Origin of the sequence: Aureimonas sp. Leaf454 (assembly GCF_001424685.1) — a bacterium.
Classification (GTDB): Bacteria; Pseudomonadota; Alphaproteobacteria; order Rhizobiales; family Rhizobiaceae; genus Plantimonas.
Genome location: NZ_LMQT01000021.1, coordinates 1 through 20,858 on the forward strand (window position 1 = coordinate 1; position 20,858 = coordinate 20,858).

Annotated in this window: 19 protein-coding genes; 9 read left to right on the forward strand and 10 right to left on the reverse strand. The window is 63.8% G+C overall.

The window, feature by feature from the left end; all coding sequences use genetic code 11:
* Positions 1–118 precede the first annotated feature (118 nt).
* From ASG43_RS15320 to ugpC, 5 genes are all read right to left on the reverse strand, one after another.
* Complete coding sequence (locus ASG43_RS15320; protein WP_156386731.1) at positions 119–1,399, reverse strand: glycerate kinase; 1,281 nt, start codon at positions 1,397–1,399, stop codon at positions 119–121.
* A 31-nt stretch (positions 1,400–1,430) separates the two neighbouring features.
* Positions 1,431–2,282: a carbohydrate ABC transporter permease gene (locus ASG43_RS15325; RefSeq protein WP_056506831.1), complete on the reverse strand. Its 852-nt coding sequence runs from the start codon at positions 2,280–2,282 to the stop codon at positions 1,431–1,433.
* Positions 2,282–3,166, reverse strand: a complete 885-nt coding sequence (locus ASG43_RS15330; protein ID WP_056506833.1) for a sugar ABC transporter permease — start codon at positions 3,164–3,166, stop codon at positions 2,282–2,284. The genes ASG43_RS15325 and ASG43_RS15330 overlap by 1 nt, the downstream gene beginning before the upstream one ends.
* A gap of 122 nt (positions 3,167–3,288) precedes the next feature.
* Positions 3,289–4,557 (reverse strand): extracellular solute-binding protein, encoded by a 1,269-nt coding sequence (locus ASG43_RS15335; RefSeq protein WP_056506836.1) that lies wholly within the window; start codon positions 4,555–4,557, stop codon positions 3,289–3,291.
* 77 nt (positions 4,558–4,634) lie between these two features.
* On the reverse strand, positions 4,635–5,690 hold the full coding sequence (ugpC, locus tag ASG43_RS15340; RefSeq protein WP_056506839.1) for a sn-glycerol-3-phosphate ABC transporter ATP-binding protein UgpC: 1,056 nt from the start codon (positions 5,688–5,690) through the stop codon (positions 4,635–4,637).
* A 173-nt stretch (positions 5,691–5,863) separates the two neighbouring features.
* Between ugpC and ASG43_RS15345 the strand changes: the two genes are divergently transcribed.
* The 7 genes from ASG43_RS15345 to ASG43_RS15375 all read left to right on the forward strand — a co-directional run bounded on the left by ASG43_RS15345 (position 5,864) and on the right by ASG43_RS15375 (position 12,939).
* Positions 5,864–6,403, forward strand: coding sequence for a MaoC/PaaZ C-terminal domain-containing protein (locus ASG43_RS15345; protein ID WP_056506842.1), 540 nt, complete (start codon positions 5,864–5,866; stop codon positions 6,401–6,403).
* Positions 6,404–7,081, forward strand: coding sequence for a TetR/AcrR family transcriptional regulator (locus ASG43_RS15350; RefSeq protein ID WP_056506845.1), 678 nt, complete (start codon positions 6,404–6,406; stop codon positions 7,079–7,081).
* Between the two features lie 285 nt (positions 7,082–7,366).
* A complete protein-coding gene (locus ASG43_RS15355) occupies positions 7,367–8,971 on the forward strand; it encodes a CoA-transferase (protein WP_056506848.1) in 1,605 nt (534 codons plus the stop codon).
* A 2-nt stretch (positions 8,972–8,973) separates the two neighbouring features.
* On the forward strand, positions 8,974–10,143 hold the full coding sequence (locus tag ASG43_RS15360; RefSeq protein WP_056506850.1) for a dihydrodipicolinate synthase family protein: 1,170 nt from the start codon (positions 8,974–8,976) through the stop codon (positions 10,141–10,143).
* 10 nt (positions 10,144–10,153) lie between these two features.
* Positions 10,154–10,999 carry a hypothetical protein gene (locus tag ASG43_RS15365; RefSeq protein ID WP_056506854.1) on the forward strand — a complete coding sequence of 282 codons (846 nt, stop codon included), beginning with the start codon at positions 10,154–10,156 and terminating at the stop codon, positions 10,997–10,999.
* Positions 10,980–11,816 carry a sugar phosphate isomerase/epimerase family protein gene (locus tag ASG43_RS15370; RefSeq protein WP_200939518.1) on the forward strand — a complete coding sequence of 279 codons (837 nt, stop codon included), beginning with the start codon at positions 10,980–10,982 and terminating at the stop codon, positions 11,814–11,816. Before ASG43_RS15365 ends, ASG43_RS15370 begins: the two co-directional genes overlap by 20 nt.
* A gap of 745 nt (positions 11,817–12,561) precedes the next feature.
* Complete coding sequence (locus ASG43_RS15375; RefSeq protein WP_056506860.1) at positions 12,562–12,939, forward strand: hypothetical protein; 378 nt, start codon at positions 12,562–12,564, stop codon at positions 12,937–12,939.
* 359 nt (positions 12,940–13,298) lie between these two features.
* Here the strand turns inward: ASG43_RS15375 and nth (ASG43_RS15380) are convergent, their stop codons facing one another.
* The 3 genes from nth (ASG43_RS15380) to ASG43_RS15390 form a co-directional block, all read right to left on the reverse strand.
* The gene (gene nth, locus ASG43_RS15380) at positions 13,299–13,970 is read right to left on the reverse strand and encodes an endonuclease III (RefSeq protein ID WP_056506863.1); all 672 of its coding nucleotides are present in this window, start codon (positions 13,968–13,970) and stop codon (positions 13,299–13,301) included.
* 89 nt (positions 13,971–14,059) lie between these two features.
* Positions 14,060–14,932 carry a bifunctional helix-turn-helix domain-containing protein/methylated-DNA--[protein]-cysteine S-methyltransferase gene (locus tag ASG43_RS15385; RefSeq protein WP_056507399.1) on the reverse strand — a complete coding sequence of 291 codons (873 nt, stop codon included), beginning with the start codon at positions 14,930–14,932 and terminating at the stop codon, positions 14,060–14,062.
* A gap of 140 nt (positions 14,933–15,072) precedes the next feature.
* Positions 15,073–15,573 carry a DUF2244 domain-containing protein gene (locus ASG43_RS15390; protein ID WP_056507402.1) on the reverse strand — a complete coding sequence of 167 codons (501 nt, stop codon included), beginning with the start codon at positions 15,571–15,573 and terminating at the stop codon, positions 15,073–15,075.
* 140 nt (positions 15,574–15,713) lie between these two features.
* Between ASG43_RS15390 and nth (ASG43_RS15395) the strand changes: the two genes are divergently transcribed.
* A complete protein-coding gene (nth, locus tag ASG43_RS15395; protein ID WP_082490961.1) occupies positions 15,714–16,586 on the forward strand; it encodes an endonuclease III in 873 nt (290 codons plus the stop codon).
* 145 nt (positions 16,587–16,731) lie between these two features.
* Here nth (ASG43_RS15395) and ASG43_RS15400 read toward each other — a convergent pair whose 3' ends face one another.
* Positions 16,732–17,499 (reverse strand): sulfate transporter family protein, encoded by a 768-nt coding sequence (locus ASG43_RS15400; protein WP_056506866.1) that lies wholly within the window; start codon positions 17,497–17,499, stop codon positions 16,732–16,734.
* A 192-nt stretch (positions 17,500–17,691) separates the two neighbouring features.
* Between ASG43_RS15400 and ASG43_RS15405 the strand changes: the two genes are divergently transcribed.
* Complete coding sequence (locus ASG43_RS15405; RefSeq protein WP_056506868.1) at positions 17,692–18,840, forward strand: PQQ-dependent sugar dehydrogenase; 1,149 nt, start codon at positions 17,692–17,694, stop codon at positions 18,838–18,840.
* Positions 18,841–18,980: 140 nt separating this feature from the next.
* Here ASG43_RS15405 and ASG43_RS15410 read toward each other — a convergent pair whose 3' ends face one another.
* Positions 18,981–20,591: a globin-coupled sensor protein gene (locus tag ASG43_RS15410; RefSeq protein WP_162244733.1), complete on the reverse strand. Its 1,611-nt coding sequence runs from the start codon at positions 20,589–20,591 to the stop codon at positions 18,981–18,983.
* Positions 20,592–20,858: the final 267 nt, after the last annotated feature.

Sequence of the window (20,858 nt, forward strand, 5' to 3'; positions counted from 1 at the left end):
ACTCCGATGTCCCCGCACCGATGGCGTGGAGACGAGTTCAAACATGGGTCAATTCTCGATGGAAAAACCGAAGCTGCCTGGGTCAGCTCTCAGTGGAAATCAACACCGAAACGCGCTTTCAACGTATGAGAATAGCTCGGAAATCGTTCACGTTCGTCCCGGTCGGACCGGGGGTGAATAGGTCGCCGACTGAATCGAATGCTGTCCACGCGTCGTTGCCGTGAAGCATTTCTCGGGCGACGACTCCCGCTTGCCGCATCCGTGACACGGTCGTACCGTCGGCGAAGGCGCCCGCATTCCCTTCCGATCCGTCGATCCCGTCGGTGTCGGCCGCCAAGGCATGGATCGAGCCGCAACCCTGGATGCCAAGCGCAAACGACAGCAGGAAGGCACTGTTCCGCCCACCCCGTCCCTTACGGTCTCTCCTCATCGTCACCGTCGTCTCGCCCCCGGAAAGAACCAGTACGGGCTTGCGGAACGGCCGATCTTTCCTTGCGATCTCAAGTGCGATGGCGGCATGGACCTGTCCGACATCGCGAGCCTCGCCCTCGATGGCGTCCGACAGGATCACGGCGTCGAGCCCCTGTCCTCGAGCCAGATCGGCCGCCGCTTCCAGAGATTGGGCGGCGGAGGCGATCACCTTGGTCTCGCAACGCGAGAGCCGCGGGTCACAAGGTAGAGGGCTGTCGGGTTCGCCTGAACTGAGATGCGCAAGGATCGCCTCGGGCAGTGCAAGGCGGTAGTCGGACACAACCGCAAGGGCGTCGGCGCGGGTCGACTCGCTGGCGATAGTCGGCCCCGAACAGACCAGAGCCGGATCGTCGCCGGGAACATCCGATACGACGAGCGTCACGACGCGTGCAGGAAAGGCCGCGATGGCCAGTCGTCCTCCCTTGATGCCGGATATCGACTTGCGCAGTACGTTCATGGCCGAGATCGGGGCGCCGCAATGGAGCAGCGCCCTGTTCAGCGCGATCTCGTCGTCGAGCGTCAATCCCGCCAAAGGCGCCGGCAGGAGCGCCGATCCACCGCCGCACATGAGGCTCACGACGAGGTCGTCCTCGGTCAGATTTGCGACCAGTCGACGGAGTTCGAGCGCCGCAAGCAAGCCCGCCTGGTCCGGTACGGGATGCGAAGCCTCGCGCACCGCGATGCGCGGACAGTCCACGCCGTAGCCGTAGCGCGTGACGACGGTTCCCTCGAGCGGCGCGTCCCACGCCTCGTCGAAGGCACGGGCGAGATGTGCGACGCCCTTGCCCGCGCCGATGACGATTGTTCGACCCTTTAGTCTGGACGGCAGGTGTACAGCGATGATCCGGCGCGGGTCGGCCGCGTCCACGGCTGCCGTAAACAAGGACGCCAGAAAAGGCTTGGGATCAATGTTCCAGAGGAAGCTCACGACGCTGGACCTGCCGAGCGGGATAGGACTCTCAACCCTTCACCGCACCGGCCGTTAGGCCTGCCACGAAATGCTTCTGCATCATGAAGAACAGGCAGACGGGAGGAAGCGCCGCGAAAAGGGCACCCGCGGATATGAGATTCCAGGCCGTCAGCCATTCGCCCTTCAATCCGGCGATGCCGAGGGTGAGGGGCTTGGCTTCGTCGCTCTGCACCAGCACCAGCGCCCAGAAGTAGTCGTTCCAGACGAAGGTGAAGATCAGGACGGACAGCCCTGCCAGTGCAGGCCGGAGGAGGGGGATCACGATCTTGCGCAAGATCTGGAATTCGGTAGCACCCTCAACGCGTGCCGCCTCGAACAACTCGTTGGGAAGTGTGATGATGAAGTTGCGCAGGAACAGGGTCGCGAACCCGGTCTGGAAGGCTGTGTGGAAGAGGATCAGGCCCCAGACCGTGTTGTACAGCCCGACATCCAGGACCATGTTCCGCACCGGGATCATGAGGATCTGATACGGAATGAAGTTCCCGCCGATGAACATCGCGAAGAGCAGCGTCGCACCTGGCAGGCGATACTTCGCAATGGCGACCGCAGCCATGGTCGACAAAACCAGCACCAACACGACGGTGACACAGGTCACGACCATGCTGTTGATGAAGAAGGTCCACATGGGCGAGGTAGCGAACACCTCGCGGTAGTTCGCGAACAGGCTGAAGGTCTCGGGCTTGCCCCAGTAGTTGCCGGCGAGGAGGTCACCTTGCGAGCGGATGGCCGTCATCATGATCGCGAGGAGGGGAGCCATCCACAGCAGCATCGCGAGGTAGATCGCGGCACGGTAGCCGAGCCGGACGCCAAAGGCGCGCTCCGTTACGGGCGTTGGAAACATCAGCCGACCCTCGCTTCGCGGCGCAGCGTGTGCCAGAGGAACACGGCAATCCAGATGGACATGAGAAGGAACAGGACGGTCGCGATAGCCGCGCCGTAGCCTGCCCGGTAGCTGAAGATCGTCGAATCGAACATCTGATACGCGAGCACCGTGGAGCTGCCGTAAGGCCCGCCCTGCGTCATGACGGAGATCAGGTCGAAGTTCCGGAGCGAGCCGATCACGGTAATGATCGTGGCGACGAAGGTGACCGAGCGAAGCTGGGGCAGGACGACGTAGCGAAGCAGCGTCCAACCCGACGCGCCGTCGATCCGGCCTGCCGCGATCAGCTCTGCATCGAGCTGCGACAGTCCGGCGAGGAACAGCACGAGGCAGAAAGCGATCTGAGCCCACAGGGCGGCGGCAATGATGCCGAAGGTGACGAAGTTCTCGTCCGAAAGGATGGCGATCGGTTCCATTCCCAGCGCCCTGAACAGGATGGCAAGAATACCGAACGTCGGATCGTAGAACCAGGTAAACACGACGCCGATGATGACGGGTGCGAGCACCAGGGGAAGGAAGAAGACCGCCTTGATGAAGCGCAGCTCCTTGAGCGGCTGGTTCAGGAACAGGGCAAGCCCCAGACCGAACACAGGCGCCAGCAGGAACATGAGAATCCAGATGACGTTGTTCTTCAGCGAAACGAAGAACTGCGGGTCTTCGAAGAGTTCGACGTAGTTGGCAAGCCCGATCCAGGTCGCTTCCCCCGTCCCGTCCCAGTCGTAGAAGCTCGTCCAGATGCTCTGTACTATCGGGATCGCGATCATCGTCACGAACAGTCCGACCGGAAGGAAGAGCAGGATGATCGGCGTGAGCCAACTTTGGTTTTTCTGCCAGAATGTCGGCATCTGAGCCTCAGGTCGATCGGTCGGAACTGTGACCGGAAAATCGGCGGACGTCGCCGTCCATTCGCTCGGCTGCTTCGGGATGCCGGGAAGGCTGACAAGGCCTGCCTTCCCGGATCTCTATGCTACTTGAAGACGCGCTTGCGTGTCGCTTCGAGCCTCTCAAGGATGGCGTCCGCCCGGTCCGGACGCGCCAGGAACTCCTGGAACCCCTTCATACCCTGCTGAGCCATGTCCGGGTTGGTGTCCCGGTCGTAGAACTGCGACGAGCCGGCCGAGTCCTCCACGAGCTTGAGCTGCACCGAAGCGAAGTCGTTCGGGTCGAGCTTGGCGTCGCTCCGAGCCGGGACGACCGATCCGCCTTTGGCGAACGCGTCAAGCTGGGTTGGCTGCGCAAGGAAGGCGAGAAACTTCTTCGCCAGGTCCTTGTTCTTGGCCCCCTTGGGGATGCCTACGCCGTTGATCGAGACCTGTTCGTAGTCGGGAACGGCCGGATCGACCTTGGGGAAGGGGAAGAAGCCCATGTTGCCGCGTGCCTCGGCGGGCAGCGAAGTGAGCACGTAGGGACCCAGGAGGTACATTCCGGCCTTGCCTTGGTTAAGGAAGGGGATGGCCTCCTGCCAGCCATAGGACGAAGCGTTGTCGAGGAAATAGCCCTTGTCGATCGGGTCCTTCCAGATTTCGAAAACCTTCTTGATCTTGTCGTCCGTGTAGCTGGCCTTGCCGTCCATCAACTGCATGTAAAACTCGAGGCCCGCGGTCCGCTTGGTCAGGAAGTCGAACCAGAGCGCGTTCGCCCAGAGGTCGCGGGTGCCGATCGCGAACGGAACGATCCCGCTCTCCTTAAGCTTCGCCGAGGCCGCCATGAGTTCATCCCACGTCTTCGGCGGCGCGATGCCAGCCTTCTCGAACACGGCCTTGTTGTAGAAGAACCCCCAGACGTTGAAGTTCGTCGGCATCATGTATTGCTTGCCGTCGGCGGTGACGGCGTCGATGAACGGCTTCATCGGTTCGCGAAGGTTGTTCTCGTCGAAGAACGACGTCAGGTCCTCGAACAGATCGCGCTGCGTGAAGGCGCGCATGCGGGCGCCGGTAAACCAGAAGGCGACGTCGGGAGGGCTCGCGACGAGGAAGTTGCGGATGGACGTCTTGTACGACTCGACGTCGCTGTAGTTGATGTTGACGGTCACGCCCGGGTTGGCGGCTTCGAAGTCGGCCGCGATCTTGTTCATTGCCTCCTTCTGCCCGGCGCCGCTCCGATCAGTGTTGATCACGAGCGTCTCGGCAGCCGCAACGGGCACTTGCCAGGTTGCCAGTGCCGTGAACGCCAGGGCCGTAATGGCCAGCTTGGAGAACAGCCTCCGGCTCATTTCTGTCTTCTGATTGTCCTGCATCGGTTTCCTCCCGTTTTGATGAATTGTGGCACTTACGCTGCGGGGACTTCACTCCCACCCCCGAACGACGCCGTTTCTCAACTCAGGCGACGTCCGTCGTCCTGGCTGAAGAGGTGGACCGATCCCAGGTTGGGCCGTACCCGGATGGTCTCGCCCGGCCGCAGGTCGAGACGATCCCGGAACAGGCAGCTGAACTGCGTTTCGCCCTTGCGGACGACGACTTCGGTCTCGGAACCCGTCGGCTCGACCACGACGACCTCCACCGCTTGCCCGTCCTCCGAAAGCTGCAAGTGCTCAGGGCGGACGCCGTACACCGCTTCCCCAGCGGGCCGGGGCTTCCAGTCGACGCCGACCGGAAAGGAGAGGCCTCCAACCGTGCGGAAGGTGTCGCCTTCCAGCCGCCCCGGTAGGAAGTTCATCGCGGGGGATCCGATGAAGCCGGCGACGAACTGGTTGGCGGGACGATCGTAGAGATCCAGGGGTCGTCCGACCTGCTCGATCACGCCGTCGCGCATGACGACGATCTTGTCAGCCATCGTCATCGCCTCGATCTGGTCGTGCGTGACATAGATCGTCGTGGTCTCGAGGCGTTGCTGGAGGCCCTTGATCTCGGCACGCATTTGGACCCGCAGCTTGGCGTCGAGATTGGACAGCGGCTCGTCGAAAAGGAAGACCTTCGGATCCCGGACGATCGCACGGCCCATGGCGACGCGCTGCCGCTGGCCGCCGGAGAGCTGTCGCGGATATCGATCCAGCAGCGGCTTGAGTCCAAGGATATCGGCCGCCTTGGCTACTCGCGACTCGATCTCCTCCTTCGGCGCCCGTTTCAGCATGAGCCCGAACGACATGTTCTCGGCGATCGTCATGTGGGGGTAGAGAGCGTAGCTCTGGAACACCATCGCGATGTCCCTGTCCTTGGGCGAGTCGCCATTGACGACCCTGTCGCCGATCCGCAGTTCGCCTGCGCTGATCGATTCCAATCCGGCGACCATGCGCAGGAGCGTCGACTTCCCGCAGCCGGAAGGGCCGACCAGGATCACGAACTCTCCGTCTTCGATGTCGACCGAAACACCCTTCAGAATATGCACGGCACCGAACTTCTTGTGCATGTCGGAGATGGTGACGGACGCCATGGAAGTTCCTCCGATTGGTCTCGCCTCCACAAGGCGAAGGGCAGGCCTCCCGCGAAAGATCCGGAGAGCGACGTGGGAAGCGCTTGGGTCACAGAGCTACATCGGTCGGGTTTGACGGTCAATCAAAAATTACTTATCGATAAGTAAGTGATGTCACGACGAGGAGCGGTGGGATGGAACAGGCCAATGCGCAGGACGGACGCCGTCTTCCGGCAGGAGAGTACGGCTATGACGACCTGGAGATCGGAGACTTTTTCCTCACGTCCGGGATGACGGTTACGGAATCACATGTCGTGTCCTACGCTGGGCTCTCCGGCGATCTCTTCGACGTCCACATGGACGACGACTTCGCTCGTGCGCAGGGTTTTCCGGGACGCATCGCGCATGGCCTTCTCGGTCTTGCCCTGGCAGATGGGCTGAAGACCCGCTCCCCGGTGCGGCTGCTCGGCATCGCCACTCTAAATTGGAACTGGTCCTTCCGTGCACCGCTCATGATGGGAGACCGGATCCAGGTACGTGTCGCAGTGCTAGGAAAGCGTGCGACGCGCAGGGAAGACCGAGGCATCGTCACCTTGGCGATGCGCATCATGAACCAACATGACACAGTGGTGCAGGACGGTGAGACCCAGCTTCTGATGTCCCGCCGTCCGGCCGCGGGCGGAGTAGCGCAGCCTGGCCTGGAAGCTGCGGACGTGGGTGGAACGGAGAACTGAATGGCTCGAAGATCTGAGGGCGCCGCGCCAGTGGTGGGAAAGTCGGGCTCGACACGGGATGCGATCAAGACCGTGACGACCGAACTCCTGATCCGGCACGGCTACCACGGGACAAGCTTCCGCAATATCGCGGAACGCCTCGACACGACGACGACCAACATTCACTACCACTTCGGCAACAAGGAGAAGCTGGTCGAGGAGGTTCTGCGCGATTACGTGAACGCCACGTCCCTGCGCCATCAGCAGATCTGGCAGGTTCCGGACCGGGACCTCCGTCAGAAGCTGCGCGACATCGCGGAGTTCAACTTCACCCGGTACAAAGCGTTCAACAAGGACCGGAAGGGCAGTCGCCCTTGGAGCTTGATCGGGCGCCTTCGTCTCGACGGCGAGATCCTCAGTCCGGAGGCGCGGGAGTGTCTCGCGTCCTTCACGGTCCGGGTGCACGATTCCATCCGCATCGCCGTGCGGAATGCCCATCGTCGCGGCGAACTGCGCGAGGACGCGCCGCTCGACGACATAGCCTTCCTGCTCGTCAACATCGTGAACTCCTCGTCCGTGTTCACCCAGGACGCCGGAAGTTTCGAGAGGCTCGAGCAGTTCTTCGATACGTTCTCCCGCGTCGTCCTGTCAGCGTACGCTCCGTCAGGCATCTCAGGCGGCAACACTCCGTCATCCTGAATCCGGTCGACGTTCGTTCAGTGCGGTGTCCGACGCGATCGGTCCCGTACGTTCGGACATGCCTTCACGGACTTCCGGCTCTCATTGTACGGCGGCGATGCTCACGGCCAATGCCTTCGTTCACGCGATGCCGCGACGCATCTCCGACCCTCGACAGAGCTGACGAAAGTCGGGGGCAGCAAGGCCGTATGCGCCTCCCTTATATGGCACATGCGGAATGATGGTTGCCATTCTCCAAAATCTTACTTATCGGTCGGTAAGTCGAGACATCTCGGAGCTACGTTCATGCAAGTCATCTCCGCTTCTCAGGCCGGACTCTTGGTGAAGGACGGCGACACGATCCTGATCGGGGGATCGGGGTCAGGCCACGCTGTTCCAGAGTCGCTGATCGCAGCGGTCGAAAGCCGCTTCCTCGAACATTCGGAGCCGCGAGGCCTGACGACCATCCATCCGGTCGGTCTCGGCAACAGGGCGACCGCCGGCGCTGCGCGCTTTGGACACGAAGGGCTACTAAAGCGCGCCGTCTGCGGCACCGTTGTCGATGCGCCATCGGTCGCCGAGCTTGCCCGCCAGGGCAAGGCGGAGGTCTACACCTTGCCGCAGGGGGCGCTCTCGCAACTCGTCCGCGAGATCGCGGCGGGACGTCCCGGCCTCATCTCGCACGTCGGACTCCATACCTTCGTCGACCCTCGGCAGCAGGGCGGTAAGCAAAGCACTGCCTGCACCGAGGATCTCGTCGAGCTGATCGAGCTGAAGGGGAGGGAGTGGCTGTTCTACAAGCCGTTCGACATCGACGTCGCGTTCCTCCGGGGCACGACGGCCGACGAGGACGGAAACGTCTCGATGGAGGACGAGCCGCTCTTCGGGGAGATGCTGTCCATGGCTCAGGCGACGCGACGCTGCGGCGGCATCGTGATCGTGCAGGTCAAGCGCCTCGCCAAGCGCGGAACCCTTCCTGGCAAGTCGGTAAAGATCCCTGGCATGCTCGTCGACGCCATCGTCGTGGATCCGGACCAGCGTCAGACCTATCAGACGGAGTTCGACCCCGCCTTCGCAGGCCATCTGAAGATTCCGTTCGGCTCGTTTCCGAAGCTGCCGCTCGACGAGCGCAAGATCGTTGCAAGACGCTGCGCGATGGAGCTGCGGAAAGGGGCCGTCTGCAACATCGGATCGGGCATCTGCACGGGCATCGGGCTCGTGGCGGCGGAGGAGGGGCTCCTCGACCACGTCGTCCTAACGAACGAGCAGGGCCTCATCGGAGGCGCTCCCGCGAGCGGGCTCGATGCAGGCGCGGCGAGGAACTACTGGGCGATGATCGACCAGCCCTACCAGTTCGATTTCTACGACGGCGGCGGACTGGATCTGGCGTTCCTTTCGGCCGTCGAGATCGACCAGCGGGGCAGCGTCAACATCAGTCGGTTCGCCGGGCGCGTCGTGGGGATCGGCGGCTTCGTCAACATCAGCCAGAATGCGCGTAGGATGGTCTTTGGCGGAACCTTCACCGCGGGCGGGCTCGCGATCGAAGCGAAGGGAGGGCGCCTGACCATTCTCAACGAAGGCAAGCACCGCAAATTCGTCCGCGAGTTGGAGCAGGTCACTTACAACGGCGCCTATGCCCGGGAGAAAGGGCAGACGACTCTTTTCGTCACCGAACGGGCCGTCTTCAGGATCGGTCCTGACGGGCTCGAGCTGATCGAGGTTGCACCCGGCATGGACCTCGACCGCGACATTCTCGCCCACATGGCCTTCCGGCCGGCGATCTCGGACGACCTGCGGGAGATGGATCCTCGCCTCTTCGACGAGCGGCCGATGGGGCTCGAGGCCGAACTTCAGGGCGCGTGGCCTGTCCACGAGCGGCTTGTCGACGCCGACCGAACGCAGGGGATCTGACGATGGGACCTCAACTCAGAATCCGACTTCCCGGGCTAGGCCGTACTATCGAGAATTACGGTCTCACTGGAACACCAGTCCCCGTCGTTCGACCCGATAAGCCATTCAATCGGGTCGCCTACGCGGCCGGGCACGTCGTGTTCGATCCCTTGGCGCCAAGCGACCCATGGGTGGCGCCGGTCGTGGACTGGGACCGCACGATCGCCTTTCGCGAACATCTCTGGAGCCTAGGCCTCGGCATAGCCGAGGCGATGGACACGGCGCAGCGTGGGATGGGCTTCGGGTGGGACATGGCTTTGGAGCTGATCCAGCGGACGATGGATGCCGCAGGCCCAGACTCGCTCGTGGCGTCCGGTTGCGGCACCGACCAGCTCGATCCAGGGCGTTCGCATCACCTGGATGAAGTCGTCGCCGCATACGAGGAGCAGATGGAGGCGATCGAGGCCTGCGGGAGCCGGGTCGTCCTCATGGCGTCGCGAGCGCTCGTCAGGGCCGCACGCGGCCCCGAAGACTATCTTGCTGTCTACGACCGCCTCCTCCGCCAGGCCAGTCGACCCGTTGTGCTTCATTGGCTCGGTCCTATGTTCGATCCGCAGCTCGAAGGCTACTGGGGACATGCGGGATTCGAGGCTGCACGCGACGTCGTCGTGGACATCATCGGATCGAATGCCGACAAGGTCGACGGCATTAAAATCTCGTTGCTCGACGCTTCCAAGGAGATCGATCTGCGCTCGCGTCTGCCGTCAGGTGCGAAGATGTTCACCGGCGACGACTTCAACTACGTCGACCTCATCGCCGGAGACGGCGAACGCCATTCTCATGCGCTCTTGGGGGCGTTCGACGCCGTAGCAACCGCCGCGTCGGCGGCGTTGTCACGACTGAGTGCCGGCGACGAGGCAGGCTATCGCGAGATCCTCCAGCCGACCGAGGCCCTGTCGCGACATCTCTTCGCGGCCCCGACGCAGTTCTACAAGACGGGTGTCGTGTTCATGGCTTACCTGAACGGTCACCAGGACCACTTCACGATGGTCGGCGGCATGGAAAGCGCCCGTTCGACACTGCACCTGGCCGACATCTTCCGCCTGGCCGACCGTGCGAACCTTCTGTCCGATCCGGAGCTGGCCGTCCGCCGGATGCGTGCGGTTCTCGCCGTGCGTGGCATTGAAGCCTGAGGACGCGAGGATGAACGATCCCCAGCTTGGCGTTCCGCTCCCGCTGACCGGCGCCACACGCCTGTACGCTATTCTCGGCGATCCCATTGCGCAGGCCGGTTCTCCAGGCCTCTTCAATTCCGCGTTCCGGCGGAAGAAGGTCGAAGCCGTTCTGGTCCCCTTTCACGTCGGTCCAGAGGGCATCGCGACGATGCTTTCAGCCTTTCGTGCGGGTAAGAACTTCGACGGACTGGTCGTCACAGTTCCCCACAAGATCGCGATCGCCGCGCTGCTTGACGAAGTGGGTCCTATGGGACGGCGTATCGGAGCGGTCAATGCGATCCGGAAGCTTCCGGATGGCCGCCTGATCGGTGATAACTTCGACGGGCACGGCTTCGTAAGCGGCCTGACGAGGAAAGGGCATTCTCTTCGAGGAAAGCGGATCCTCGTCATCGGCGCAGGCGGTGCAGGCTCTGCGGTAGCGCATGCCGTCGTCGATGAGATGCCGATGGCCTTCGGTATTTTCGATACAGATCGCAGCCGTCTCGAGGCACTCGCGGCTGATCTTGCGCCGTTCGCGAAGGCGATCGATGTGCACGTCGCCGAGGCCGACGCGGATGGCTACGACGTCGTGGTGAACTGCACGTCGGTTGGCATGCGGGAAAGCGATCCACTGCCGCTCCGGTTGGACTGTCTTAAGCCTTCGGCCCTCGTCGTCGACATCATCCTTCATCCCAGGACCACGCCGCTCCTGCGCGAAGCCGCCCTTCGGGGCTGCGCGACGCATGAAGGCATCCACATGCTGGAAGGACAGGTCGAAGAGATCTGTCGCTTCTTCGGCCTTCCGGAAGATGCCGATGCCCGTTCCGCTTCATAACGTCTCGATCAACACCGCTACCCTTGGCTACAAGGCATCTATCAGGGAGACGGTGGATGCGATCGCACATGCGGGATTCGGAGGTATTGCGCCCTGGCGGCGTGAGATCGAAAGCGGAGCGGCGAGGACGATCGGCCGGTACATACGGGATGCTGGCCTACGCGTCAGCGGCTATTGTCGAAGCACCTACTTCCCGGCTTCCTCGCCGGAAGCCTGGTCGGCAAGCATTGAGGACAACCGACAAGCTCTGCGAGACGCCGCCGAACTGGGCGCCGAATGCTTCGTCCTCGTTGCTGGTGGTCTGCCGAACGGAAGCCGAGATCTGGCGGGTGCGCGTCAGCAAATCGCGGACGGGATTGCTGCGTTGATGCGCGACGCAGCCGCATTAGGCGTTCCGCTGGCGATCGAACCCCTTCACCCGATGTATGCGGCTGACCGTTCCTGCATCAACACGATCGAGCAGGCACTTGATCTCTGTACCCTGCTCGATCCTTCGGGGATTGGACCGCTTGGCGTGGCGATCGACGTCTACCACACGTGGTGGGACCCTAAGCTTGAAGCGATGATCGGGAGAGCAGGGCGCGAAAACCGTATCCTGGCCTATCACGTGAATGACTGGCTAGATCCAACGAGCGATCTTCTAATGGACAGAGGGCTCCCGGGGGAGGGCGTGATCGACCTCAGCTGGTTCGGAAACTGTATTCGGGACACTGGATACAATGGGCTGAGCGAGCTGGAGGTATTCTCTAAACTGCTCCAGAATACCCCTAACGACCAACTTCTGAAGAAATGTGCCGCATCGCTTACGGCTTTGTGACTTGAAGAAGCATTCCGCACGTTCTTCTGGGCGCCAGGACATCTCATTGGTCTAGCGGCGAAAGACGTGTGGCCGCTTCAACAAGCCATGATCGAAGCCCTTTTGGCTTCGGGATCGGCGCTCTCCAGGTGATGCTAGCTGCAGATGAGGGCCAGGTTGGAACGCAACGCGACCTTGTACACTTCGCCAAGAAATGCGGTTGGACGGCGACTGGGATTGACCGTTCTCGATCTGCAGTAACTGGTCCAACAAAGCCTACGTACGGCATACGCGATGCATCTATAGAGCATGCGCGCATTTTTGGTGTCCTCCATCGGGTCAAGGCCCGCAAAGGCAACAAGAATTGTTTGAGGCTGTCTATCAATCGGCAAGCTGTACCTCCTGACGAGGTCGGGTGCCTGGAGGGTGTTGATCAGCCTCTCCCAAACTTTAGAAGACTGGGAGGTCCTGCTTACCGCGCACGTCGCCGGACACGTCAAGAAGGTGATCGGCAGCGTAACGTTCGAGTGAGGAATGGCTCACTGGGCAACTGGCTTGGCGCTTATGACGCTGAAGGCGCAAACACCATAGACATAGCCCTACAGTTTCTCGTTCATGCCGGAGATCAGGGAGGTGCGGCGCGGGTGCTGGTTGGGTGAAATAGAGTTCGACGAGTTCGATGCCTTCTTGGCCGTTGGTTTCGGTCCGGCGGAAGCAGAGGCACGAGCTGCGCCGCGAACTGGTTCGAGCGGGAGAAGGCGGCGGGATGTCCCTCTTCGCCTTCCGCCTTATCGCAGACCACTACGAACTGAACGACGAGAAGTACATGGGCCTAGCCGCCGAACTTTCAGACAATGATCTGCGTGTGGGTTGCGAAGACGAGGTGTCGGAGTTCGTGTCCGGTGCCATCCAGTCCGACCCAACTCGGTTCACGGCTTGTGACGACATCGATGCGATCTCATCGCAACCGATGCTGGACAAGGCCTACTGCTACGAGGTCGCCTCGAAGGGCGACGCGCCTTCGGCGCGCATCTACTTTCGAGCTTCGGTGACGGTGCCGGTAACGCCGACCTACGACCACGAGGAGGCAGCCTCGAAGACTTTTCCGGTCAGGCGGTCGGTCACATCGGTCAAGGCGAGATGAGTTTGACGGAATTCACCGTGGATCCGTCCAGCTTCCAGGACTTGGAGGCCGCCAGCCCGTCGGGCAAGGTCGGCGTTGGCTCATGTGACCGTTGAAGCCGCCAGTCGCTCCCCATCAGTTCCGCTGACGCGCAAACCTGCGCTGGAAAGCGGACGTCCCGAGGCGGCCGAGATAGACCGTCTCAGGATGCCGAGATCGTTAAACCAACTGATCTGAGGACGCCGAGACCGCAATCTCGCGGCTTCGCTCGACCTCTATCGCATTCAAGGGCGTGCTTGTCGGTACGCTATGCAAAACCCCGACGGCACTGGGTGAGTCATCTTTTCACGTCGAATGAGTCATCTATTGCGACTCAGAGTCTAGTTAGAGTGACGCAACAGGCAGTATTTCCGACGATCGGCATACCAGCGGCAGAGATCGGTGAGGAAGCAGGACTCGCAATGCGGCGTCCGGGCGATGCAGATCGCCTTGCCGAACTGGATCAGCCAGAAATGCCCGTCGCGCCGGGCGAAATCGGGAGCTTCGGCCTCGAGTTGGCGCGCCGTCTCGTCGGCGGTCTTCGCCTCGGTGAGGCCGGTGCGGTTGGCGACGCGGAAGACGTGGGTGTCGACCGCGATGACGTCGGCGTCGAAGGTGAAGCTCATGACGATGTCGGCGCATTTGCGTCCGACGCCGGGCAGCGACATCAGGCCTTCCCGCGTGTCTGGCACCACGCGGTCATGCGCCGAGATCAGCTCCTCGCACAGGCGCCGGATGTTCCGGGCCTTCATGTTGTAGAGCCCGCAGGGCTTGATCGCCGCGGCGATCTCGGCCTCCGGCAAAGCCAGCATGTCGTCCGGCGTTTCGGCGAGCGCGAAGAGGCGCGTCGTCGCGAGATGCGTGTTGGCATCCCGACTCTGCGCGGACAGGATGCAGGACACCACCGAGCGAAACGCGTCGGGCTGGTCCTTCGGTCCCTTGGCGCCCGAGATTCGCCCCGGCATATGATCGCGCAGCCGCCGGAAGACCTCCGCCGCCTCGTCCGGCGACAAGCCTCCGCGGGGCTCCCGGCCGCCCTCCCGGTCGGTGTCATCGCCTGTCCGGCCGGGACCGGAGGCGGGAGATCGGGCGGCTCGACGGCTCATGTGCGCGCGAGGATGCCGGCTTCCCAGCCGAGCATGGCGCGCTTGCGCGACAGGCCCCAATGGTAGCCGGTGAGGGCGCCCGACTTGCCGAGCACGCGGTGACAGGGAACGACGAAGGAGATCGGATTGCGGCCGACCGCCGCTCCCACGGCCCGCGCCGCCTTGGGCATGCCGACCCGCTCGGCCACCTGCGAATAGGTCGCCGCGCAGCCGACGGGAATGGAGAGCAGCGTCTGCCAGACCCGAATCTCGAAATCCGACCCGATGAAGACGACCCGCAGCGGCCGGTCCGGCGACCAGGCGGCGGGATCGAAGGCTCGGGTGGCGTAGGGACGAACCATGGCCTCGTCGAGCCGAAAACGCGCCTTCGGCCAGCGCCGCACCATGTCGTCCAAGGCATGCGCGTCGCCTGCCGGCGTTCCGTCGGAAAAGCCGACGCCGGCCAGCCCTCGGTCGGAGGCGACGACGATCGCCCGGCCGAAGGGCGAAGCTGAAAAACCGTAGGCGAGATCGATGCCTTCGCCCTTGGCCTTGTAGAGCCCGGGCGACATCGCCTCGTGCTTCACGAAGAGGTCGTGCAGGCGCGAGGGCCCGGAAAGGCCGACATCGAGGCTGGCATCGAGAAGCGAGGCGCCCTCCGCCAGAAGCCGGCGGGCGCGGTCGAGCGTCACCGCCTGCAGGAAGGCCTTCGGCGTCAGCCCGGCCCAGCGCTGGAACAGCGTCTCCAGCGCACTGGGGGTGAGATCGACGGCCTCCGCGACATCGCGGAGGGACGGTTGGCTCTGAACTTCGGTCGAGATGAACTCGATCGCCCGCCGAACGCTCTCGTAATCCGAGGACTCGGCGGGACGAACGGGCAAGTCGGGCATGACGGACACCGCCGCGTGCCGCGCTTCGTTCTCGATCGGGGACAGGGGCGGAGCGGTCGTGTCTTTGCCAAGCATCGTCATGTCTCCTTCGATGCGCGAGGAGACCATAGGCAGGGTCGCGTGCGCCACCCGCTTTTCCCTCACCGCCCCTTTGCGGTCAGGAGCGCGCGGTTGAAGGCAAGCGCGAAGCTCTCGCGGTCGTCGGGATTGAGGAAGCCGCCGATCTCGGTCGCGCGTCCCTCGCCGGCCACCTGCATGCGGGTGATGCCGATCTCGTCGTGGCGCTGGACGTGGAAGCGCGCCCAGAACGGGTTGTAATGGCTTTCCCGCACCGCGCCGTTCGGCGCGATCTTGCGGATGGCGAGTTCGAGGCGCGTCACCTCCACCTCCTCGCGCGCCCGCGCCGACCGGTAGCTCGCCCGGAAGGCGAGATAGACGAGGAGGACGTCGAGCCCGAAGAAACCGAAGACGGGCCAGGCGCCCTTGACGAGGAAGCCGAGGCCGGTGGCAAGGCTCACCACGCCGAGGAAGACCATGAGCACGGTGAAACCCCGTCGCCCGAGCGATCGGTAGGGCACGAGCAGGGCCCGGAAGATCGGGGTCTCGGTCCTGGCTTCGTCGATCATTGCGCCATCCGTCATCGCGCCGTCCGTCGTCGCATCGGTCTTTCGATGCGCTGCATCCTGGTCCATAGGATCGGGCCTCGTGTCGAGCCTCTCGCCGCTCTCCGTCAGGGCGCGGCGTCGAAGGCTCATGGCTCCCATGCGTCGAGGACGGAAAGATGGCAGAAAAGCCGGCGGAGGCGAAGCGGACGGGCGCGGCAAAGCGAAGCGCCCCGGGAAAGACGGGCCAGGGGACGACGGGCAAGGTGACGACGGGCAAGGCGGCTGGCGTCGCCCGCGCGGTGGCGCGCAAGGCCGAGGGCGCGACGGACCCGATCCCCTATACGCCCGAGACGATCGCGGAAATCTTCCGCCGGTTCGCGGTCCAGCGTCCCGATCCCAAGCCCGAGCTCGAGCACAGCGACCCCTTCACGCTGCTCGTCGCCGTGGTTCTCTCCGCCCAGGCGACGGACACCGGCGTCAACCGGGCGACGCGCATCCTCTTTCCCTTGGCCTCGACGCCTGCGGCGATGGCCGCACTGGGGGTCGAACGGATCGAGGAGGCGATCCGCTCGCTCGGCCTTTATCGCAACAAGGCCAAGAACGTCGCCGCCCTGGCGAAAACCATCGCCGAGGAGCACGGCGGCACCGTGCCGGCAACGCGCGAAGGGCTGGAGGCTCTTCCCGGCGTCGGCCGCAAGACCGCCAATGTCGTCCTCAACTCCGCCTTCGCGGAGGAAACGCTGGCCGTCGACACGCACATCTTCCGGGTCGGCAACCGGCTGAAGATCGCGCCGGGCCCAACGCCGGAAGCGGTGGAGCGCGCCTTCCTGCGCATCATCCCGCCCGCTTACCTGCGCAACGCGCATCACTGGATTCTTCTCCACGGCCGCTACGTCTGCAAGGCGCGAAAGCCCGATTGCGGGATCTGCGTCGTCGCCGATCTCTGTCGGGCCGACGAGAAATGGAACGCGGTGGCCGCGCCCCTCGTCCCGCTGCCCCTGATGCCCTCCGGCCTGCAGGGGGCGCCGGAGGCGCGGGTCGCGGGATGACGCCGTTGCGGGTGATCCGGGTTCGCCGGCCGTTCTGAATCCCGGATCTCGACGCCCGCACCCGGCATCCGTCGCCGCCGTTTCGCCGGGCACGGACCGGCCCTTGCGAGGGAGCCCCCGTCGCCCCGGTCGCACGGGCGGCCATCTAGATCCGTGTCGAAGCCGGGGGCGGGGCCGTCGTGGACAGGCGCGTCGCGGGCAGGCCGGCGGCGATCGGCAATCCGCCATCGCGGGCCGAGACACGCTGGTGGAGATGCACCATCAGGGCCGCCGCGAAGAGGGGTGTCAGAAGGTTGAGGATCGGGATCGCGAGAAAGCCGGCGATCACGAGACCGGCGAAAAAGACGAGGGTCGAATGCCGGCCGCGCACGGCCTTCGCATCGCCCTCGCTGCGATAGCGCAGGGCGGCGAAGTCGAAATACTCCCGGCCGAGCAGGTAGCCGTTGACGAGAAGGAACGCGACGACGTTGACGCCGGGGATCAAGAGCAGCGTGAAGGCGAGGATATTGCCGAGGATCACGATGGCGAGGAACTTCACCGACATGACGAGGCCGGTCACGAAGGGGAGGGGACGCCCGGCCGGCGCGTCCGGATAGCTGTCGCGCTCGACCACCTCGGCGACGTCGTCGAGAAAAAGGCCGGCGATGACCGCCGAGATCGGCGCGATGAGGAAGGCGAGGAGGATGGCGAGCGCGAGGCCCGCCGCGAAGCCGGCGGTGCCGTCCGCCCAGGTCGGCAGATCCGGCGCCCATTCCCCGAGATACGGCACGACGACGTTCTCGAAGAGCGCCGTGACGCCGAACCAGAGCGCGATCAGGACGACCAGCGAAAGGCCGAGCGACTTCCAGAGCGCCGCGCGAAACGGAGCGGAAAAAATGTCGCGGAAGGCGAGGCCTGCTGCGGCGAAGATCATGGGCGGCACTCCCCGGGACGGCGGACAGGCTGGAGATAAGCGCAGGTCGTCGACCGGCAATGGCGTTGCACCCGGAGATGACCGCTCCCGAAGCGATCACGATGGCGCCAACGGCCCTTCCGCTCGGCGTCGCGAGACCAAACCTTGAGGAACACGTCGAAACCATCGGCCCCCCAAACGAAAGACCGATCCATGACGAAAACCGCCCTTGCTCTCGGCCTCGGCCTCTCCGTCCTTCTGCCGGCTGGCGCCTTCGCCTATGACGAGACGCTGGAAAGCCGCGCCGGACCCCTTGAAGCCAAGACCTTCGCCGACGGGCTGTCCCGCCCCTGGGGCATGGAGTTCCTGCCGGAGGGCACGATTCTCGTGACGGAAAAGGGCGGCTCGATGCGGCTCGTCTCGGCATCCGGCGAGGTCGGAGACGAGATCTCCGGCTTGCCGGAGGTGGCCGCGGGCGGCCAGGGCGGGCTCCTCGACGTGGCGCTCGACCCCGGCTTCGCCGACAATCGCCGCGTCTACGTCACCTGGTCGGAGCCCGGCGAGGGCGGCAATTCCACGGCGGCCGGCTTCGGCATCCTGTCCGCGGACGGAGCGGCGCTGGAAGGCTTCACGAAGGTCTTCACGCAGGAGCCGAAATACGACGGCAACAAGCATTTCGGTTCGCGCATCGTCTTCGACGGCGAAGGGCATCTGTTCATCGGTCTCGGCGAGCGATCCGACCAGCCCATCCGCAACCGCGCCAAGGATCTCGACAACCATCTCGGCAAGGTGGTGCGCCTGAACCTCGACGGCACGGTGCCCGCCGACAATCCCTTCGTCGACCAGGCCGGGGCCAAGCCTGAAATCTGGTCCTACGGGCATCGCAACATCCAGGGTGGCGCGCGCGATCCCGCTTCGGGCGAGATCTGGTTCTCCGAGCACGGGCCGAAGGGCGGCGACGAGGTGAACCGCATCCGGAAGGGTGCCAATTACGGCTGGGCTGAAGTGTCCTACGGCGTCAATTACGACGGCACCCCCGTCGGCACCGGACGGCAGACGGCCGAGGGCGTCACCGACCCCGTCCATCAGTGGACGCCCGTCATCGGCGCGTCGGGCATGACCTTCTACGACGCGGACCTCGTTCCCGCCTGGAAAGGCTCGAGCTTCCACGGCGGACTGGCGACCGAGCAGCTCGTGCGCCTCGACATGAAGGACGGCGCCGTCGCGGGCGAAGAGCGCTTCGATCTCGGCCAGCGCATCCGCGACGTGAAGCAAGGACCCGACGGCGCTCTCTACGTTCTCGCCGAGGACATCGGAGAGATCATCCGCATCGCGCCGGCAGGAAGCGCCACATCGGGTTGAGTTGTCCCGGAGCAGCCTTCTCCGATCCCGAGCGAGCCCATCGAACGCGGTCCGAAACTCGGCGTCCACCGTTCGAGGCAGATGGGCCGGGGGGACGCCGAGCCGCTGGGTGGCGGGTCGGGGAAACGGCGTGGCGTCGTTCAGAACTCCTCCCAGTCGTTCGCGACGGGAGCCATCGAGGGCTTTGACGCCGTCATGGCGCCGCGCGAGAGGCGGCGGACGGGCGCGGCGGGTCGTGGCGCGGCTGCCGCGCGATGCGGAGCGGAGCGTGGCCGGGACGAAGCCACGCTGCTTTCCGTGGTGCGGAAACGATCCGTCAGGCGATCGAGGCTTTCGCTTTCCTGCGTCAGCATCTGCGTCGCCGCCGTCGTTTCCTCCACCATCTCGGCATTCTGCTGTGTCACGTGACCCATCTGCTCGGCCGCCGCCGAAACGTCCTTGAGGCTGGTGGCCTGCTGATGGGCCGATTGGGCGATCTCCGTGACGAGACGGCTCATTTCAGCGACGCCGGCGACGATCTCGTCCAGGGAGTGACCGGATTCGGTGGCGAGCGTCACGCCGGACTGGACCTGCGAGGTCGATGTCGAAATCAGCTCCTTGATCGATTTGGCGGCTTCGGCCGAACGCTGCGCCAGCCCGCGCACCTCTTGCGCGACGACGGCGAAGCCCCGGCCCGCCTCACCCGCCCGCGCTGCCTCGACGCCGGCATTCAGTGCGAGGAGATTGGTCTGGAAGGCGATTTCATCGATGACCCCGATGATCTTTCCGATCTCGTCCGACGAGACGGCGATCCTCGACATGGCATCGATCGCCTTGGCGACGATGTCGCTGCCTCGGCCGGCATTGGCCTGCGCAACGGTCGCTGCCTCCTGTGCCTTCCGGGCCGCCTGAGCCGTGCCGTTGATGCCGTCGAGAACGTTCGCGAGCGCCGCCGTGGTTTCTTCGAGCGAGGCGGCTTGCTGGCTGGTGCGCTGGGACAGGTCCGTCGATGCCACGCTGATCTCGTCGAGGCCGCGGCGGATCGATCGCGTCGCTTCCACGAATGTGCCCATCACGTCGTTCAAGCCTTCGACGGTGGCATTGAACCGGATGCGGATCGGCTCGAAGCGCTCGGGAAAGGCCGTTTCGAGGCGAACGGTGAGATCGCCTTCCGCAAGCTTGCTCAGCGCTAGGGCGAGACTGTCCACGATGAACCCTTGCGCCTCGCTCGCACGGTTGCGCTCTTCGGCCTGAAGCCGCTCTTCGTTGATCGCGGCAAGATAGACCGAGATGCCGTAGTCGATGTCGATCATCGCGACCTTCACGAGGGCGGTCAGTTTGGCGGCGAGCGCCTCTGATCCGCCGCGGCCGAAGCGCGACGGCCATTCCTTCTGCACGACGCCCTCGATCAGGCGGCCGATGATCAGCGCATATCCGCCGATGTACCAGCGCGGTTCGAGGCCCAGTCGGGCGTGAACCTGTCCGATGGCGGAGATCGCCTTCAGGTACCCGTCGTCGAAATCGGCGCTGCTGACCTTTTGCCAGTGCGTCTCTTGCCGCCTCTTGGCGTTGCCGATCTGCGCAGCGTTGGAAAAGAACTGGCGTGTGTGCGGATGGCTCCCGGCCTTTTCGTAAAACGTGTCGAGCGCCGTGCCGATGGACGACATGATCGTGCCTTGGACGCCTCGGATGGTCTCGCGCGCGGCGGCGTCGATACCCACGAACTGAAGGCGCTCTTCAAGATCCCGAAGCTGAGAAGAAGTTTGGCTCATTGTCGACATCCGGTTTCTGGGAATCTCAATACATCATGATTTTCTATCGTTAAGAAATCGACAAAATGATCGGGCGGGCACCTTTTGTTCAGTATAAGAACATTACAATAACATCTGTTGCGCGTGGCGAATTCTTGAAATTGCTCTGATGCTCTGATGCTCTGATGCTCTGATGCTCTGATGCTCTGATGCTCTGATGCTCTGATGCTCTGATGCTAAGGTCCGAAGTGTGGATTGGCTTCATCGGTTACGGATCGAACCTGCCGG